Source organism: Rhodanobacter sp. FW106-HT46G03, from assembly GCF_058789895.1.
This window is the reverse complement of record NZ_JBYTCC010000001.1, coordinates 3,518,952-3,535,766: the sequence shown is the minus strand read 5'-3', so window position 1 is coordinate 3,535,766 and position 16,815 is coordinate 3,518,952. Positions and strand designations below refer to the sequence as shown.

At 67.6% G+C, this 16,815-nt stretch carries 19 protein-coding genes; 6 read left to right on the top strand and 13 right to left on the bottom strand.

What is annotated here, in order from left to right:
• Nucleotides 1-68 precede the first annotated feature (68 nt).
• Nucleotides 69-1,073: a LysR family transcriptional regulator gene (locus tag AC3WP6_RS15810; RefSeq protein WP_492628719.1), complete on the bottom strand. Its 1,005-nt coding sequence runs from the start codon at nucleotides 1,071-1,073 to the stop codon at nucleotides 69-71.
• Nucleotides 1,074-1,216: 143 nt separating this feature from the next.
• Between AC3WP6_RS15810 and AC3WP6_RS15805 the strand changes: the two genes are divergently transcribed.
• From AC3WP6_RS15805 to AC3WP6_RS15795, 3 genes are all read left to right on the top strand, one after another.
• A complete protein-coding gene (locus tag AC3WP6_RS15805; protein ID WP_492628573.1) occupies nucleotides 1,217-2,464 on the top strand; it encodes an efflux RND transporter periplasmic adaptor subunit in 1,248 nt (415 codons plus the stop codon).
• A 243-nt stretch (nucleotides 2,465-2,707) separates the two neighbouring features.
• Nucleotides 2,708-5,893: an efflux RND transporter permease subunit gene (locus AC3WP6_RS15800; protein WP_492628572.1), complete on the top strand. Its 3,186-nt coding sequence runs from the start codon at nucleotides 2,708-2,710 to the stop codon at nucleotides 5,891-5,893.
• Nucleotides 5,894-5,999: 106 nt separating this feature from the next.
• Complete coding sequence (locus AC3WP6_RS15795) at nucleotides 6,000-7,460, top strand: efflux transporter outer membrane subunit (protein ID WP_492628571.1); 1,461 nt, start codon at nucleotides 6,000-6,002, stop codon at nucleotides 7,458-7,460.
• Nucleotides 7,461-7,756: 296 nt separating this feature from the next.
• On the opposite strand, the gene AC3WP6_RS15790 is transcribed toward AC3WP6_RS15795, so the two are convergent.
• From AC3WP6_RS15790 to AC3WP6_RS15765, 6 genes are read right to left on the bottom strand one after another with little or no spacing between them, the layout of a single operon-like run.
• Nucleotides 7,757-8,074, bottom strand: a complete 318-nt coding sequence (locus AC3WP6_RS15790) for a hypothetical protein (protein ID WP_492628570.1) — start codon at nucleotides 8,072-8,074, stop codon at nucleotides 7,757-7,759.
• Nucleotides 8,071-8,493: an ABC transporter ATP-binding protein gene (locus AC3WP6_RS15785; protein ID WP_492628569.1), complete on the bottom strand. Its 423-nt coding sequence runs from the start codon at nucleotides 8,491-8,493 to the stop codon at nucleotides 8,071-8,073. Before AC3WP6_RS15785 ends, AC3WP6_RS15790 begins: the two co-directional genes overlap by 4 nt.
• Before the next feature lie 10 nt (nucleotides 8,494-8,503).
• Nucleotides 8,504-8,866 carry an ElaB/YgaM/YqjD family protein gene (locus tag AC3WP6_RS15780; protein WP_492628568.1) on the bottom strand — a complete coding sequence of 121 codons (363 nt, stop codon included), beginning with the start codon at nucleotides 8,864-8,866 and terminating at the stop codon, nucleotides 8,504-8,506.
• A gap of 22 nt (nucleotides 8,867-8,888) precedes the next feature.
• On the bottom strand, nucleotides 8,889-9,152 hold the full coding sequence (locus AC3WP6_RS15775; RefSeq protein ID WP_492628567.1) for a DUF1328 domain-containing protein: 264 nt from the start codon (nucleotides 9,150-9,152) through the stop codon (nucleotides 8,889-8,891).
• Nucleotides 9,149-9,772 carry a YbhB/YbcL family Raf kinase inhibitor-like protein gene (locus tag AC3WP6_RS15770; RefSeq protein ID WP_492628566.1) on the bottom strand — a complete coding sequence of 208 codons (624 nt, stop codon included), beginning with the start codon at nucleotides 9,770-9,772 and terminating at the stop codon, nucleotides 9,149-9,151. The genes AC3WP6_RS15775 and AC3WP6_RS15770 overlap by 4 nt, the downstream gene beginning before the upstream one ends.
• A 45-nt stretch (nucleotides 9,773-9,817) precedes the next feature.
• Nucleotides 9,818-10,966: a PQQ-dependent sugar dehydrogenase gene (locus AC3WP6_RS15765; RefSeq protein WP_492628565.1), complete on the bottom strand. Its 1,149-nt coding sequence runs from the start codon at nucleotides 10,964-10,966 to the stop codon at nucleotides 9,818-9,820.
• Between the two features lie 101 nt (nucleotides 10,967-11,067).
• Here AC3WP6_RS15765 and AC3WP6_RS15760 point away from each other — a divergent pair, with 101 nt between their 5' ends.
• The gene (locus AC3WP6_RS15760; RefSeq protein WP_492628564.1) at nucleotides 11,068-11,199 is read left to right on the top strand and encodes a hypothetical protein; all 132 of its coding nucleotides are present in this window, start codon (nucleotides 11,068-11,070) and stop codon (nucleotides 11,197-11,199) included.
• Between the two features lies 1 nt (nucleotide 11,200).
• Nucleotides 11,201-11,413, top strand: coding sequence for a DUF3820 family protein (locus tag AC3WP6_RS15755; RefSeq protein ID WP_492628563.1), 213 nt, complete (start codon nucleotides 11,201-11,203; stop codon nucleotides 11,411-11,413).
• Between the two features lie 28 nt (nucleotides 11,414-11,441).
• Here AC3WP6_RS15755 and AC3WP6_RS15750 read toward each other — a convergent pair whose 3' ends face one another.
• The 3 genes from AC3WP6_RS15750 to AC3WP6_RS15740 are packed head-to-tail and all read right to left on the bottom strand — an operon-like array spanning nucleotide 11,442 to nucleotide 13,774.
• Nucleotides 11,442-12,449, bottom strand: a complete 1,008-nt coding sequence (locus AC3WP6_RS15750) for a YheT family hydrolase (protein WP_492628562.1) — start codon at nucleotides 12,447-12,449, stop codon at nucleotides 11,442-11,444.
• Nucleotides 12,446-13,246, bottom strand: a complete 801-nt coding sequence (locus AC3WP6_RS15745) for a lysophospholipid acyltransferase family protein (RefSeq protein ID WP_492628561.1) — start codon at nucleotides 13,244-13,246, stop codon at nucleotides 12,446-12,448. The genes AC3WP6_RS15750 and AC3WP6_RS15745 overlap by 4 nt, the downstream gene beginning before the upstream one ends.
• Nucleotides 13,247-13,258: 12 nt before the next feature.
• Nucleotides 13,259-13,774 (bottom strand): Lrp/AsnC family transcriptional regulator, encoded by a 516-nt coding sequence (locus AC3WP6_RS15740; protein WP_492628560.1) that lies wholly within the window; start codon nucleotides 13,772-13,774, stop codon nucleotides 13,259-13,261.
• A gap of 136 nt (nucleotides 13,775-13,910) precedes the next feature.
• Between AC3WP6_RS15740 and phhA the strand changes: the two genes are divergently transcribed.
• Complete coding sequence (phhA, locus tag AC3WP6_RS15735) at nucleotides 13,911-14,807, top strand: phenylalanine 4-monooxygenase (protein ID WP_492628559.1); 897 nt, start codon at nucleotides 13,911-13,913, stop codon at nucleotides 14,805-14,807.
• A 109-nt stretch (nucleotides 14,808-14,916) separates the two neighbouring features.
• Here phhA and AC3WP6_RS15730 read toward each other — a convergent pair whose 3' ends face one another.
• From AC3WP6_RS15730 to AC3WP6_RS15720, 3 genes are all read right to left on the bottom strand, one after another.
• Nucleotides 14,917-15,585: an SGNH/GDSL hydrolase family protein gene (locus tag AC3WP6_RS15730; RefSeq protein WP_492628558.1), complete on the bottom strand. Its 669-nt coding sequence runs from the start codon at nucleotides 15,583-15,585 to the stop codon at nucleotides 14,917-14,919.
• Nucleotides 15,582-16,286 carry an RES family NAD+ phosphorylase gene (locus tag AC3WP6_RS15725; RefSeq protein WP_492628557.1) on the bottom strand — a complete coding sequence of 235 codons (705 nt, stop codon included), beginning with the start codon at nucleotides 16,284-16,286 and terminating at the stop codon, nucleotides 15,582-15,584. The genes AC3WP6_RS15730 and AC3WP6_RS15725 overlap by 4 nt, the downstream gene beginning before the upstream one ends.
• Before the next feature lie 64 nt (nucleotides 16,287-16,350).
• Nucleotides 16,351-16,764: an MbcA/ParS/Xre antitoxin family protein gene (locus tag AC3WP6_RS15720; RefSeq protein WP_492628556.1), complete on the bottom strand. Its 414-nt coding sequence runs from the start codon at nucleotides 16,762-16,764 to the stop codon at nucleotides 16,351-16,353.
• Between the last annotated feature and the right edge of the window lie 51 nt (nucleotides 16,765-16,815).

The window sequence follows — 16,815 nt, the reverse complement described above, 5'->3', positions numbered from 1 at the left end:
GCACCCGTAATCGGCCTCATCCACGCCATCCTGCCGGGTAGCGTCAAAGGTTTCACCGCATTCGCGGGCTACCGCATCGCGCTGGTCGCGGCCTTGCTGCGGTTGATGCCGGGTGCCTGAGCAGCGTCCTTGAGTGGCGGTGCCGTGCCTAGCTTGCAGGCCAGCTTGCAGGCCGGCAGGTTGGTGCGCTCGAACAGCTCGTGCACCCATTCCAAAAAGGCCTGCACCCGGGCGGAAAGGTGGCGCTTTTGCGGGTAGACCAGCCACACCGGCGAACCGGTGGAGATGGTGTCCTCCATGATCACCTTGAGCTTGCCATAGCCGATCGCACTGGCGGCGAGCCAGTGCGGCGTCTGGATGATGCCCAGCCCCGCCATCGCTGCCTGGATCACCGACTCGCCGTCGTTGATCAGCAGGTGGGCCTCTACGTCCAGCGCCACACGGCCGTTCGGCGTGTCGAACTGCCACTGGTATGGCCGGCCGCTGGTGGGATAGACGTAGTTGATGCAGCGGTGCTGCTTCAGATCGTCGATGGTAACCGGCGTGCCATGGCGTTCCAGGTAGACCGGCGCGGCACACAGCACGTTGCTGAAATAGCCCAGCTTGCGCGCGATCAGGTTGGAATCCTCCAGCTCACCCATGCGGATCGCACAGTCGATGCCTTCCTCGATCAGGCCGATATTGCGGTCGCTCATCGACAGTTCGAGGCGGATGTCCGGGTATTTAGCCTCGAACTCGGCGAGGTTGGGGATCAGCGCGGCGCGGCCTATCGACACGTTCACTGCCACGCGCAGCTTGCCGCTGGGCTTGGTGCGCGCGTAGTTCAGCGCCTCCACCGCCTCGCCGAGGTCGGCCAGGATCACCTTGCAGCGCTGATAGAACGCCTCGCCGTCGTCGGTGAGGCGCAGCGCCCGCGTGCTGCGGAACAGCAGGCGCACGCCGATCCGCTCCTCCAGCCGCGACACCGCGCGGCTCACCCCTGATGGCGTCATGCCCAACTGCACGGCGGCGGCCGCAAAGCTGTGCGCCTCCACCACGCGGACAAAGCTCGATATTGCCGAGAAATCTTCCATGCTCGTCATTGTGACGTCATTCGTGATTTGCTGTCACTAGTGGAGTTCATGAATTAAGGCTTTTCTGTACTTGACGGTATACCTATTATTCACCTCCCCATCGTGCTGCATCGCCGCACGACTCCACCCCAGGGAGCGCGAAGATGAAGAAGAAACTGATCCTGTCCGGCCTCGTCGTGGTGGCGGTCGCCGTCAGCTGGGCACTGCTCGGAGAGCACGGCGGCAGCCACGCCCAGACCCCTGGCGCCGGCGCCGCCTTGCCGGAAGTGACCGTAGCGCGTGCCCTGCTGCGCCCGGTCAGCAACAGCGCCGACTTCACCGGCCGCGTGCAGGCGGTGGACAGCGTGCAGGTGCGCCCCCGCGTGGGCGGCTACGTGGACTCGGTGGCGTTCAAGGAGGGCGCCCTGGTGCACAAGGGCGACGTGCTGTTCCGCATCGACCCGCGCCCGTTCCAGGCCGAGGTAGACCGGCTCACCGCCAACCGCATCCATGCGCTGGTCGAACTGGGCCTGGCCCAGGGCAATGCCCAGCGCGGTCGCCGCCTGCTCGACCAGCATGCGATCGCGCAGGAGGAGGCCGACCGCCTCGACACCGCCGCACAGAGCGCGCGCGCCATGCTCGCCGCCGCCGATGCCGCGCTGGCCACCGCCAAGCTCAACCTCGGTTTCACCGAGGTGCGCGCGCCGATCGACGGCCGCGTCAGCAACGTGCACATCACCCCCGGCAACCTCGTGGGCAGCAGCGACGTGCTGACCAGCGTGGTCTCGGTGAACCCGGTCTACGTGGTCTTCGACGTGGACGAGCACACCTGGCTGAAGCTGGACCACCTGCGCGCCAAGGCCACGCAGGACGGCAACAGCCCGCGCATCGAGGCTGCGATGGAGCTGTCCGACGAGAGCGGCTACCCGCACACCGGCCGTATCGACTTCGTCGACAACCAGCTGCACACCGACTCCGGCACGATGCGGCTGCGCGCGGTGTTCGACAACCATGACGGCCTGTTCACCCCCGGCCTGTACGCGCGCATCCGCCTGCGGAGCGGCCAGCCGCAGCCGCGCCTGCTGATCGACGACCGTGCGGTGGGCACCGACCTCGGCAACCAGTTCGTCTACGTGGTGGACGCCAGGCACAAGGTGGAATACCGCAAGGTCACCACCGGCGCACTGTTCCACGGTCTGCGCGTGGTCGACAGCGGCCTCGCGCCCGGCGACGTGGTGGTGGTGAACGGCCTGCAGCGCGTGCGCCCGGGCGCCGAGGTGAACCCGCAGCAGGTGGCAATGGATTACCGCCTCGATGCACGGGACAAGGCGGTAGTCGAAGCCGCGCCGGCATCGAACGACAGCGAGCGCACCGCGATGGCCTCCAAGCCTGCCCGCGAACCGCAAGGCTGAGCACCCTGCCTTCTTCCTCTCCCCTCCGGGACGCGGTGAAGGGCCATGGATGGCCCTGCTTTGAGGAGCGAAGAAGAGGACCGAGGTGAGAGGGCGCTCTTGCGAAGGCGCTTCTACCCATCGAAACCCGAAAAAAACGCATTGCCGAAGCCCGAACGCATCGGCAAGCCCCGCCCCTCACCCCAACCCTCTCCCCGGAGGGGGGAGGGAGTTGAAGCGGCACGCATCATCGAGACCTGACCCATGAAAAACATTGCCCAGTTTTTCGTCGACCGGCCCATCATGGCCGCCGTGCTGTCGCTGCTGTTCGTGATCACCGGCTCCATTGCGGTGTTCCAGCTGCCGATCAGCGAATACCCCGAAGTCGTGCCGCCCACCGTGGTGGTGCGCGCCAGCTACCCCGGCGCCAACCCCAAGGTGATCGCCGAGACCGTCGCCACGCCGCTGGAAACCCAGATCAACGGCGTGGAAGGCATGCTCTACACCTCCTCGCAGGCCACCAGCGACGGTGTGATGACGCTCACCGTGACCTTCGCGCTGGGCACCAACCTCAACGACGCCCAGGTGGAAGTGCAGAACCGCGTGTCGCAGGCGCTGCCGCGCCTGCCGGAGGAAGTGCAGCGGCTGGGCGTGACCACGCAGAAGAGCTCGCCCGACCTCACCATGGTCGTGCACCTCACCTCGCCCGACAAACGCTACGACATGCTGTACCTGTCGAACTTCGCGCGGCTGCACGTGAAAGACGTGCTGGGCCGCCTGAACGGCGTGGGCGACGTGCAGATCTTCGGTGCCGGCGAGTACTCGATGCGCGTGTGGCTGAACCCGGACAAGCTGGCCCAGCGCGGCCTCACCACCGGCGACGTGGCGAACGCGATCCGCGAGCAGAACGTGCAGGTGGCAGCCGGCGCGCTGAACGCACCACCGGTGCGCGGCAACGCCGACTTCCAGCTCAACATCAACACGCAGGGCCGGCTGAGCACCGTCGACGACTTCCGCAACATCGTGCTGCGCACCGATGCCGACGGCGCCACCGTGCACCTGGGCGACGTGGCGCGCGTGGAGCTGGGCTCGAACCAGTACGCGCTGCGCAGCCTGCTGGACAACCAGCCGGCGGTGGCGATCCCGATCTTCGCGCGGCCCGGCTCGAACGCGATCCAGATCTCCGACGAGGTGCGCGCCACCATGGCGCAGTTGAAAAAGGAGTTCCCGCAAGGCATCGACTACCACATCGTCTACGACCCCACGGTGTTCGTGCGCGGTTCGATCGAAGCGGTGGCGCACACCCTGCTGGAGGCGATCCTGCTGGTGGTACTGGTGGTGATCCTGTTCCTGCAGACCTGGCGCGCGTCCGTCATCCCGCTGATCGCGGTGCCGGTGTCGCTGATCGGCACGTTCGCGGTGATGTACCTGGTCGGCTTCTCGCTCAACGCATTGAGCCTGTTCGGCATGGTACTGGCGATCGGCATCGTGGTGGACGACGCCATCGTGGTGGTGGAGAACGTGGAGCGCCACATCGAGCTCGGGCAGACGCCGAAGGAGGCCACGCGCAAGGCGATGCACGAGGTCACCGGGCCGATCGTGGCCACCGCGCTGGTGCTGTGCGCGGTGTTCATCCCCACCGCCTTCATCAGCGGCCTCACCGGCGAGTTCTATCGCCAGTTCGCGCTTACCATCGCGATCTCCACGGTGATCTCAGCGTTCAACTCGCTGACCCTGAGCCCGGCGCTGTCGGCGATCCTGCTGCTGCCGCATGGCGCGCCGAAGGACCGCCTCACCCGCGCCATCGACCGCCTGTTCGGCTGGCTGTTCCGCCCGTTCAACCGGGTGTTCCAGCGCGGTGCCGAACGCTACGTGGCGGGCACGCGCCGCATGCAGGGCAAGGGCGGCGCCGCGCTGCTGGTGTACGCGGGCCTGATCGCGCTCACCGCGTTCGGCTTCTGGCACGTGCCCACCGGTTTCGTGCCGACCCAGGACAAGCAGTACCTGGTGTCGTTCGCCCAGCTGCCCGACGCTGCCTCGCTGGACCGCACCGAGGACGTGATCAAGCAGATGAGCGCGATCGCGCTAAAGCAGCCCGGCGTGCAGAGCGCGGTGGCCTTCCCCGGCCTGTCGGTGAACGGTTTCACCAACTCGACCAACGCAGGCATCGTGTTCGTCACGCTGAAGCCGTTCGACCAGCGGCGCGGCGCGGACCTCTCCGCGGGCGCTATCGCCGGTGCGCTGAACGCGAAGTTCGCGGCGATCCAGGACGCCTACATCGCGGTCTTCCCGCCGCCGCCGGTGATGGGCCTGGGCACGATCGGCGGCTTCCGCCTGCAGATCGAGGACCGCGGCCAGGTCGGCTTCGACGAGCTGTACCAGCAGACGCAGAACCTGATCGCGGCCAGCCGCAAGGATCCCGCGCTGGCCGGGCTGTTCTCCAGCTTCCAGGTGAACGTGCCGCAGGTGGACGTGAACGTGGATCGTGCCAAGGCCAAGACCGAGGGCGTGAACCTGGGCGACGTCTACCAGACCATGCAGGCCTACCTCGGCTCGCTCTACGTCAACGACTTCAACCGCTTCGGCCGCACCTACCAAGTGAACCTGTCCGCCGAGCCGCAGTTCCGCAGCGATCTTGCGGACATCAGCCAGCTGAAGACACGCAACGCGAAGGGCGAGATGGTGCCGCTGGGCTCCTTCGTCACCGTGGCGCACGGCGCCGGCCCGGATCGCGTGCAGCACTACAACGGCTATCCCACCGCCGAGATCAACGGCGGCCCGGCGCCGGGCTACAGCTCGGGCCAGGCGCAGGCGGAAATGGAGAAGCTGGCGCGCCAGGTGCTGCCGAACGGCATGAGCTTCGAGTGGACCGACCTTACGTATCAGCAGATTCTCGCCGGCAACACCGCGGTACTGGTGTTCCCGCTGTGCGTGCTGCTGGTGTTCCTGGTGCTGTCCTCGCTGTACGAGAGTTGGTCGCTGCCGCTGGCGGTGATCCTGATCGTGCCGATGGTGCTCTTGTCCGCCATCGCCGGCGTGTGGCTGTCGGGTGGTGACAACAACATCTTCACCCAGATCGGCCTGATCGTGCTGGTGGGCCTGGCCTGCAAGAACGCGATCCTGATCGTGGAGTTCGCCCGCGAAATGCAGATGGAAGGCATGAGCCGCCACGAGGCGGTGCTGGAGGCAGCACGGCTGCGTCTGCGCCCGATCCTGATGACCTCGTTCGCCTTCATCATGGGCGTGGTGCCGCTGGTGACCTCGCACGGCGCCGGCGCCGAGATGCGCCACGCGATGGGCGTGGCGGTGTTCGCCGGCATGCTCGGCGTGACCGTCTTCGGGCTGATCTACACCCCGCTGTTCTACGTCGTGATCCGCGCCCTGGTGGAGCGCCGCGAAGCGCGCAAGCACGCGCAGGCGAACGCACTGCCGGCGCTGGAGGGCCATTGAGATGAATATGACTCGACTCTTGGAGCACCGCTCTTTCGCCTTTGCTCGTCACCCCGGCGAATGTCGGGGTCCAGCGACTTTGACTTCGACCACCCAACGGCGCTGGATGCCTGCTTCCGCAGGCATGACGGGCAAGATGACCGCCTTGTTCGCTGCCCTAGCGCTGGCCGGTTGCGTCAGCGTGGGACCGAACTACCACAAGCCCGCCACGCCCACGCCGCAACTGCAGGGCTTCGACGCGGTGCGCGAAAGCGCCGCGCAGTTTCAGGCCGCGTGGTGGAAGCAGTTCGGCGACCCCACCCTCGATGCGCTGATCCAGCGCGCGGCGGCGAACAACCTCGACCTGCGCATCGCGGTGGCGCGCCTCGCCGAATCGCGCGCCCTGCTCGGCGGCGCGAAGTCGCAGTACCTGCCGGACATCCAGGCCGGCGCCTCGTATACGCGCAGCCGCGAGCAGACGCCCGGCGTCAGCGCTCGGCGCAACACGGTGACCGCCTACCAGGCCGGCTTCGACGCGAGCTGGGAGATCGACGTGTTCGGCGGCGTGCGCCGCTCGGTGGAAGCCGCGCACGCCGACCTCGGCGCCAGCGAGGCCGCGCTGCAGGATGCCCAGGTGAGCCTGTTCGCCGAGGTGGCGCGCAACTACTTCGACCTGCGCGGCACCCAGCAACGGCAGGACATCGCCCGGCGCGACATCGCCAACCAGCAGGACACGCTGAAGCTGATCCGCGCCCGCGCCGAGGTGGGCACCGCCTCGGACCAAGACGTGGCCAGCGCCGCGGCGCAACTGAGCGCGACGGAGGCGCAACTGCCCCTGCTCGACATCCAGGCGCATGCGGACACCTACCGCCTCGCCGTGCTGCTGGGCGAACAGCCCGGCGCGCTCGACGTCGACGTGTCGCCGCAGACGTTCAAGCCGATCGACGCGGTGCTGCCGATCGGCGCTGCCGGCGACGTGCTGTCGCGCCGCCCCGACGTGCGCATCGCCGAACGCGAATACGCCGCCGCCAACGCGCGCATCGGCGTGGCCAAGGCGGATTTCTTCCCGCACCTCTCGCTGGGCGGCTTCCTCGGCTTCCTCGCCGGGCGCAGCAACGACTTCGGCAGCCCGTCCACCCGCGCCTGGTCGATTGCGCCCAGCATCACCTGGGACGGCCTCAACGTGCAGCGCGTGCGCGCCAACCTGCACGCCGCCGAGGCACGCGCGGACGCGGCCCAAGCGAACTACCAGCGCACCGTGCTGGAGGCGATCGAGGACGTCGACAACGCCGTGGTCGGCTATAACCTGCAGCACGACCGCGTCGAGAAGCTGATCGCGCAGTCACAGCAGAGCCGCCGCGCCGCCGAGCTGGCCAAGGTGCGCTATGAGCAAGGCGCCACCGGCCATCTGGAACTGCTGGACGCCGAACGCGTGCAACTCGCCGCGGACGACGCATTGGCCCAGGCGCAGGCCGCGATCGACACCCGCGCGGTGGCGCTGTACAAGGCGCTCGGCGGCGGCTGGCAAGCCTGCGGCAGCGACGCGCAGTGCGCGTCGGTCGCCACCCCGGTGGCCGCTGTGCCCTGAGAGGCTGCGGGTTTTTCAACTCCTGCTGCACACAGCGTACAGGTACCGGCCGGGCACGCCCGTCGCCGGCGCGGGCTGGCAAACCCCATGTAGGACCCGCTTGCGGGCGATGCTCCTCGCGAAAGGCACCATCGCCCGCAAACGGGCCCCTACACATGGCCACCGAACGGTCGTTTCTGGCTCCCTGAAAAGCTCACAGGCTCCGAGCGCGGCGTGCCAGCGGAAGGCGCCGGACGCACCGCTGCCGCCGCGGGCTTGCTTGCATTCACCAGGCGGTTGGCCGGGCCGCCGTACCTCTATTCGGCCAGAGGATCGGGTTTTGAGGCAGCGGCTTGATGGTCACCGCTCCGCGCCTGCCCCGCGTTGCGCAGCCACAGTGCCGCCAGTTCCAACGCGCCACTGCGGAGCCAACCGCCGGTGCCAGAAGCCGCAACGCGCGGCAGGCGCAGGTTGCCGAGGGCGAAGCCAAGGCCGACCACGATGCCGAGGCCTGCCAGGGGGTGCGCCTTGATGCGCATCGCGAGCCGTGCGGCGGGGGCGGCGAGCGCTGCGGCCTGCGCGTTCACTTCCGCCTGCGCGTTCCGCACGGCTTGTCGTTGCGCACGCCACATCATGGGGCGCCGCCTGTGCGTTCGGTGGCGCGCGGGGTCTGCAGCAGGCCCGCCCACGCCCTGCGCGAGGCGGGCAGGCTGAGCCAGTGCAGGCAACACCGGAACGCCGCGATGGCAGCGCCGAGCAGCAGCATCTGCAGCAACGCGAGCAAGGCGAGTGCAAGCGGCCAGGAATGCAGCCAGCCGGCAAGCAGCACGCCGAGCAGGCCAAGCACGGTCAGCCCGAGCGCAACCGCCAGCGCAATGGCCACCAGCGCGCTGGCGAGCAAGCCGGTCAGCGCGCGGTGCGCCAAACCGAGTTCGGCGCCGAGCAGGCGCCCGTGCGCGCCCAGTAAGGCGCGCGCCGAACCGGCAAGCTGCGTGAGTTCCGCCCAGACCGAAGGCGCCGCGTCGGCTGCGGGCTCGCTGCTGTCGGTGGTCATCGAAGGCGGTTCAACGGCGCAGCAGGCGCGCGAGCAGCCAGCCAGCGCCGAGCGCGATGGCTACCGACTGCACCGGCTTGTCGCGCACGTAATCGCGCACTTCATCCAGCCATTGGTCGGCATGCTCGCGCGTGGCATCGACCGCGGCGCGTCCGCGCTCGCTGGCGGCGTCAAGCTTGGCACCGGCGCGGTGCGCGCCCGCCGCCACCTTGTCGGTGGCCGTGTGCAGGCCCGCTTCAACCCGGTCGGCCGCATGCTCCACGGCCTCTTTGGCCCCGGCCACGGCGGTCGACGTGGCCGCCTTGAAGCGCGCGGCGCCGGCGTCGATGGCGTCGGGGGATGATGTTGTGGTGGGGGAGGTTGGCTCGTTCATGTGGACTCCGTGGGTGGACGCGCTATTTTGCCCGGCGCAAGAAGGCGATAACCGAAAGCACCAGAAACACGATGAACAGGGCTTTCGCAATCCCGGTGGCCGCGCCGGCGAAACCGCCGAACCCCAGCACGGCGGCAATCGCCGCAACGATCAAAAACACCAGCGTGTAATGCAGCATGACCCCAACGCACCATCTCGTTTGCCGCGTTGCTTGCGACTGTGCACCCATCATCCACGGGGCTTGCCATTTGGGCGTGAAGGCCGCACCGCCGGCACGAGCGGTCACGTGGCTGCCAGCGGGCGGATCGCATAGGTGCCGGTGAGCGTTGCCTCGGCCAACACGTGGCCGCGCATGGCGGCGCGCAGCGCGGCCAACGCAAAGCCGGTTTGCAGCGGCAAAGCCGCCGTATCCAGCGCGTAAAGCCGGAACTGGTAGTGGTGCACGATGCTGTCGTTCCACGGCGGACACGGGCCGTCGTAGCCGAGGTAGTTGCCACTCATCTCCGGGTCGCCGGCAAACCAGCCGGTGTAGTCGTTGACGCCCTGCACACTGCCCGGCGGCCCGAACGGCGCCCGCTTGCCGCGTGGCGTGATGCCATCGCTGCACGCGCCCTCGGCAAGCTCGCCGCATTCGGCGGGAATGTTCGCCAGCAGCCAGTGCGCAAACTCCACGCGCGGCAAATCGGCCGGCACCTGGCGACCGGCCTTGTTCACGTCGTCGCCGCGACTGGGCACATCCACGTCGATCACCGTCAGCACGAACGAGCGCGTGCCTTCCGGTGCATCCTTCCACGCCAGCTGCGGGCTGCGGTTGTCCGCCAATGCCACCGGCTTGCCCGGCTTGCCGAACGCATTGGCCGCGGGGATCGGCTGGCCATCGGCGAAATTGTTGCTGCGTAGGTGCATAACGGCCTCGGGATTGGGGATTGGCAAGAGCGGCTTGGAGCGAGGTTAACGGGCCGGGGCGGGCGGTGGCCTTTTCGAATCTCGAATCCCGTCGCCCGAATCCCGGTCACCAAAGGTGACCCGATACACCACCCCCGCCAGGTCGTCGCTGACCAGCACGCTGCCGTCGGGCAGGGGCTGCACGTCGGCAGGGCGGCCCCAGGCCTGTTCGTGCTGCTCGAAGCCGGTGACGAGCGGGGTGTAGCTGGCGACCTTGTTGCCGTCCAGACGCACGGCCATCACCCGGTAGCCGACTTTTTTCGAGCGGTTCCACGAGCCATGTTCGGCGATCAGGATCGCGCCGTGGTAGCTCGCCGGGAACATCCTGCCGGTGTAGAAGCGCATGCCGAGCGCGGCCACGTGGGCACCGAGTTTCAGCACCGGCGGCGTGTAGTCCTTGCACGCGTGGCCCTTGCCGAACTCGGGGTCGGGGATGTCGCCCTCGTGGCAATACGGAAAGCCGAAGTTTTCACCGGTGTGCGAGAGGCGGTTCAGCTCGTCGCTGGGGATGTCGTCGCCCAGCAGGTCGCGGCCGTTGTCGGTGAACCAGAGCTGGTGCGAGCCGGGGCGCCAGTCGAAACCGACGGTGTTGCGGATGCCGTAGGCCACGTCCTGCATGCCGCTGCCGTCCGAGTTCATGCGCGTGAGCTTGGCGAACGCCTTGCCCTTGTCGCACACGTTGCACGGTGCGCCAATCGGCACGTACAGCTTGTCGTCCGGGCCGAACGCGATGAAACGCCAGCCATGGCTGGTTTCGGTCGGCAGCTGGTCGGTGACCAACTCGGGCTTCGGCGGGTCGTCGAGGAGGTGTTCGATGTCGCGCAGCACGTAGATGCGGCTCACCGCGGAGATGTAGAGATCACCGTGGCGGAAGGCGACGCCAACCGGCAACTCCAGGCCGCTGGCAATCACTCGTATCTTGTCCGCGTGGCCGGCGTGGCCGGTATCGGTCAGCGCATACACCTTGCCCGCGCCGGTCGAGCCGACGAACACCGTGCCGTTGGTGCCGACCGCGATTTCACGCGCGTTCGGTACCGCGTCGGCATACACCGCAATGTGGAACCCAGGCGGTAGCGCCAGGCGATCCAGCTGCACGGCCGCCAGCGCGGGCAGCGGCAACAGCAAGGCAAGCAACCAGCAAGCGACAAGACGCATCGGGATCGTCTCCGCAGGGCGGACCACCAGCCTATACCGCCCGCGCGTGCGCGTCAGCCGCAGCCGTCGCTCTGCTAACGTAGGCGCCCTGCGGAGGGGCCATGAGCGAGCTGGAAGACCTGACCACGTTGCTCGCCGCACTGGCGCAAACCCGCCCGCTGTCGGTGCTGATGCGCGAGCAGGTTGATGCACTGCGCACATGGGCGCAGGGGCGTTGCGTGATGGTGGATTGACGTGGACCCGGAAGACCTCAAACGCCTGCTGACGGTGCGCATGCCGTACGGCAAGTTCCAGGGTCGGCTGATCGGCGATCTGCCCGGCAGCTATCTCGCGTGGTTCGTGCGTACCGGCCTGCCGCGCGGACAGCTTGGCCGCCTGCTCGCGCTCGCCCACGAAATCGACCACAACGGCCTGCGCGACTTGCTGCAGCCGTTGCGGGGGCGGTGAGTGGCGGCACACCCGTGCCAGCGCACCGTTACAGGTTGTCTGCCATCGCGTCGAAGCGGGCGGCGATGTAGGCGTCGGTGAAGCTGGTCATGCTGCGGCCGCGGATGAAGCCGCAGTGGCCGCCGTGGTCGGCGATGTCGAGTTCCACGGTGGGTGGCAGGCGCAGGTGTTCGAACGCATCGACCGGAATCACCGGGTCGTCGCGGGCGGTGAGGATGGTGGCCGGCACGTGCAGGTTCATCAGGGTGTCGCCGGCCACCGAATAGCCGTCCAGATACTGCTGCAGGCTGTCGAAATCGGTGTGCTGGCGCACCAGCGATTCGGTCAGCCCGCGCAGGTCCTTTTTGAGCTCGCCCATCTCGAAGTAATGGTGCTGCGGAAACGCCTTCTGTTTTTTCAGCAGCGAATGCCGCCACTTGTGCATGAAGTACGCGCGGTAAAACCACGGCGCGCGCGCTTCCAGCGAAAACAGGCCCGCGGCGGGGTCGATGATCGGGCACACCGCAAGCACGTAGCGCAGCGGAAGACCGGCATCCGGCGCGGCCAGCGCCGCGCGCAGCGCGAAGTTGCCGCCCAGCGAAAAACCGGCGAGCGCGAGTGGGCGCGCCGGCCAGCGGTGCGCGATGTCGCCGAGCGCGTGCACCACCTCGTCGAGCCGGCAGGAGTGGAACAACGCCTCGTTCAGCGCGTGGCTGTCGCCGTGGTCGCGAAAATTGAGACGGAACACATCCCAGCCGTCGGCAAGCAGGCGGCTGCCGGTTTGCAGCACGTAGGTGGAGTCGACGCTGCCTTCCCAGCCGTGGAACAGCACCGCCAGGCCGCGTGCCTGCGCGTGCACGTGCTGTGCAGTGAACGCGCCGGTCAGGCGCACGCCGTTGCCGCCATCCACCACGGTGGGCTCGGCGCCGAGCTGCACCGTGCGCGCGGCGCGCGGCAGCAGCAACCGGCGCACGCCGCTGGAAGAGAGCATGGTCTGGATGTGGCCGTTGGTCAGCGGCCAATGCGGATGGAAATCCGCAGCGTGCATCAGCGTCATGCCACGTGGTCTTCCAGTGCGGCGCCGATGCGGTCGCGCGCCAGCTCGGCCATCTTGCGGCGCGCGTCCGGCGAGGGCGGCACCGGCGGCAAGAAATGCACTTCCACCGCCATCGGTTCCCCGGCCAGGAGGCGCACGAAGTTGCCGAAAAAGCTCTCGCCGTCGCGGAAGCCGGCATCGAACTGGCGGCGGCCATGGCGCACGAACCGCAGCGCCACCGGCTGCACCACGGCCGGGGCGTCGAGCGCGGCCTGGAACAGCCGCGCGTGGAACACTTTCAGCTCACCGTTGTGGCTGGTGCCGCCTTCCGGAAACACGCCGACCGAGCGCCCGGCCTGCAGGCATCCGATCATCACCTGCAGCACGTGGGTGAGCGAATGGTTGTTGCCGCGGCGGTGAAAAATGGTGCCGCCGCTGGCGGCGAGCCACCCCACCAGCGGCCAGTGGGCAATCTCGGCCTTGGCCACGAAACACAACGCGCGCTGGCTGTGCAGCAGCACGATGTCGATCCAGGAGGTGTGGTTGGCGATGAACAGCACCGGGTCGTGCAGCGGCTCCCCGATGCGCACGGTGCGCAGCCCGAAGATGCGCAGCAGGCCGGTGGCCCACCAGCGGATCATGCGATGCGGCAACGGCTCGCGCCCGCCGCGCATCACGCAGTGCTGGTTCCAGCTGAGCACCAGTCCGGCCAGGAGGATCGCCAGCACGATGTGTACCAGCAGCAGCGGCACCCGCCACAGGCAACGCCAGGGTTGCAGCCGGGGGTGGACAGGCAGAGGGGACGTCGCGGTATCCATCGGCCGCCAAGTCTAGCGTTTGTTGCCCGCACTGTTTTGCGTTCGCGCCAGGGCGTGTTCCGCGCGCGAAAGCGGCAGCGACGGGGAGCGCTTGACGGTGCGCAGCACGAAACTGGAATTGACGTCGGCCACGCCGGCCGCGTTCAACAGGTGATCGAGCAGGAAGCGCGAAAAGTCGGCGAGGTCGGCCACGTAGACATGCAGGAGGTAATCCATGTTGCCGGTCAGCGCGTGGCAGGCCACGACCTCGTCCCAGCTCGCGACGCGCTCGACGAAGCGCTCGATCATGGCCGCCTCGTGCTTCTCCAACTGCACCCGCACGAAGGCCTGCAACCCCAGGCCCACTGCCAGCGGATCGACCTGTGCCGCGTAGCCGGTGATGACGCCATCGGCTTCGAGATGCTGCAGTCGGCGCAGGCAGGCCGAGGGCGACAGGTTCACCCGCTCGGCGAGCTCGGCATTGGTAATGCGGCCCTCGACCTGCACTGTGGCAAGCAGGCGCAGGTCGATGCGATCCAACGTGTTCATGCACGAAGCCTTCCTTACACGTGCCAGCTGCGCACGTTTGTTGCATATCTACCGCGCTGCTGCGCAACAAAGCAAGCCTGATGCGTGGCGTAGGCCGTATGCTCGAAACATTCATCGAGCGCCGTCCGGAGTTTTCATGGGTACCGCCGTCACCCCCCGCAAGATCGAAAGCCAGCACACCGATCGCGGCACCATCCCGGTTTACGCCACGGGCGTCGTCGAGCAGCCGTGGGAAAGCTACAGCCGCACCGACCACGACGTGTGGAATGCACTGTACAAGCGCCAGCGCGCACTGCTGCCGGGGCGTGCCTGCGACGAGTTCCTGGATGGCGTCGCACGCCTCGGGCTGGGCGAGAACGGCATTCCCAAATTCGAGGATCTCGACCGGGTACTGCGCAAGGCCACCGGTTGGGAGCTGGTCGGGGTCGAGGGCTTGCTACCCGAGCAGGTGTTTTTCGACCATCTCGCCAACCGCCGGTTTCCGGTGACCTGGTGGATCCGCAAACCGGAGCAGATGGATTACCTCTCCGAGCCGGATTTGTTCCACGACCTGTTCGGCCACGTGCCGCTGCTGCTCAACCCGGTGTTTGCCGATTACATGCAGGCCTATGGCCGCGGCGGCATGAAGGCGTTCGGCATCGGCCCGGAAGCACTGGCCAACCTTACCCGGCTGTATTGGTACACGGTGGAATTCGGCCTCATCAACACCGCCGCCGGCCAGCGCATCTATGGCGCCGGCATCTTGAGCTCGAAAGGCGAGTCGGTGTACTGCCTCGATGCGCCGGCGCCCAACCGCATCGGCTTCAACCTCGAACGCATCATGCGTGCGCGCTACCGCATCGACACCTACCAGCAAACCTATTTCGTGATCGAGAACTTCGAACAGTTGTTCAACGCCACCAAGCCGGATTTCGCGCCGATCTACGCCAGGCTGCGCGATTTGCCGGCGGTGCCGGCCGCTGAGGTGCTGGCGGGCGACAAGGTGTTCAACCGCGGTACCCGCGAAGGCTTTGCGACCGACGCCGACGCGTGAGGGTATTGACCGCTTGCGGCCCATATTTGCATGCGTCATGCCACGGACAGGCGGTTCCTGGAACCTCTTCGGGCGTCGCCGCCGGTGTTTCCGCGTCCACCCTCCCGGATCAACGCCGGTGCGCGGTCACCCATGGCCGCACGATGCTGGTCCATAGCTCGTAGCCCGCACGGTTCATGTGCAGGCCGTCCTGGATGAACCACCTGGTTTGCGGCTGGCCGTCCCGGCCCAGCATCGGCGTGAAGACATCCAGGTACGTCACCTGTTTTTGCGTGGCCGCGTAAGCGCGCACCAAGGCGTTTGCGGCGCGGATCTGCGGCAGCAGAGACTTGCGCGCGATGCTGGGCTTGATCGCGATGAAGGCGATCGGCACCCCCGGGTCGACGGCGCGCGCCTTGCGCACAAAGGCCGCGAAGTCATCCCGCACCTGCTGCGGGCGATTGCCGGCTGCAATGTCGTTGTCGCCGGCGTACATCACGATCGCGCGCGGGTGGTAGGGCGCCACGATGCGGTCGGCGAAGAACGTGCTGTCGGCGATTTCCGAACCGCCGAAGCCGCGGTTGATCGTGCGTACATTGGGGAAATCCGCCGCCAGCTCCTTCCAGAAGCGGATCGACGAGCTGCCGATGAACAGCACTGCGCCAGGCGGTGGCGGGTTGCTGCGATCCGCCGCCTCGAATGCCGCGATGTCGGCGTTCCATTGCGTGTGGTCGTCGGCCGCGCGCGCGGCCGCGTACGGCGGCAGCACCAGTAGCAGCACTATCAGCCAGTGTTTCATCGTGACTTCCGTGGTGGGTTGCGGATGAGTTCCGACACTTCCAGCACCTGGCTGATGCGCCGTCCGTCCCAACGATAGATCAGGTGTTGCGCCTGCACGCAGGGGGCGACGACGTCCGGCCAAAACGCGGCGATGCACTCGCCGCCACGGTCGCGCACGCTGTCGTAGACGATGCCGTTGCTGCCAGCCGCACGCAGCGTTCGCGCCAGGGCGACGCTGGCCGTATAGACGTCCGGATTGTGCTGTGCCTTCCAGCCGCCGCGGATGTCGTGCAGCGGGGCGTGGACGCGGGTGTCGTAGCACCGCATCTGCACCTTGCAGGGCGGTTCGGCGGTGGCGGCCAGAAACCGTTCGCGGTGGTACACCGTTTCCTCCACCGCGGTCGCCACGGCGTGCGCCGCGTAGAACACGCCCCAGCTGCCATCGGAAAACCGGCTGCCTTCGGGGTTCAGGTGGGTAAAGGCGGCCATTACCGGCGTGGCGCCCGGGCCGCTGATCCGGCGCGCCTTCGGCACCAGCGCCAGTGCGCCGAGTTCATCGCGCAGGCGCGGGTTGGTCATGGCCTCGATCACGAACAACGCCTCGAGGTCGGCCGCGTCGGCGATGCGATCGAACAATCCGGCCGGCGGAAACCGGCTGGGCACGATGCGGTAGGCGTGGCGCCAATGGATGGCGTGGACGGGCGGCAGGCTGGCAGACATGGGTACGATCCGTGCAGGACATGGCGAGCATGCGTTCGACGCGTCGCGCGGGCCGCGACGCGCCTCAGCCGCGTTGCGCGTCGAGATACTGCCGCACCACGTAGAGGTCGGCCACGTTGCCGCTGAGCATGCGCGCCAGCGCCGGTTGCCCGCCAAATGGCCCGGCTGCATTGGGCTTGCGCAGCCAAGCGTCGGCCTGGGCCGGATCGGGGAACAGGATCTGCAGCGATTTCCAGATGCCGAGCAGGTAGCTGATGCGCTCCAGCGTGTCGCGCGACAGCGTGCCCGCGCGCTCGCGCTTCCACTTGTAGAACGTGGATTCCGGCGGATCGCCAAGCAGCTTGCGCTGCTCGGCGACACGCAGGTCCCAATGTTCGGCCAACCGGAAAAAGCTCCGCAGCGCCGGGGCGCCCAGCGTATCGGCGGGCAACAGGTACTGCGCGGCAGTATCGGCGACGCAGGGGGTACGAGCGTTCATGGCCTTACTCTCACTATGAACCTATGACGAAACCTACTACATACATAAAGT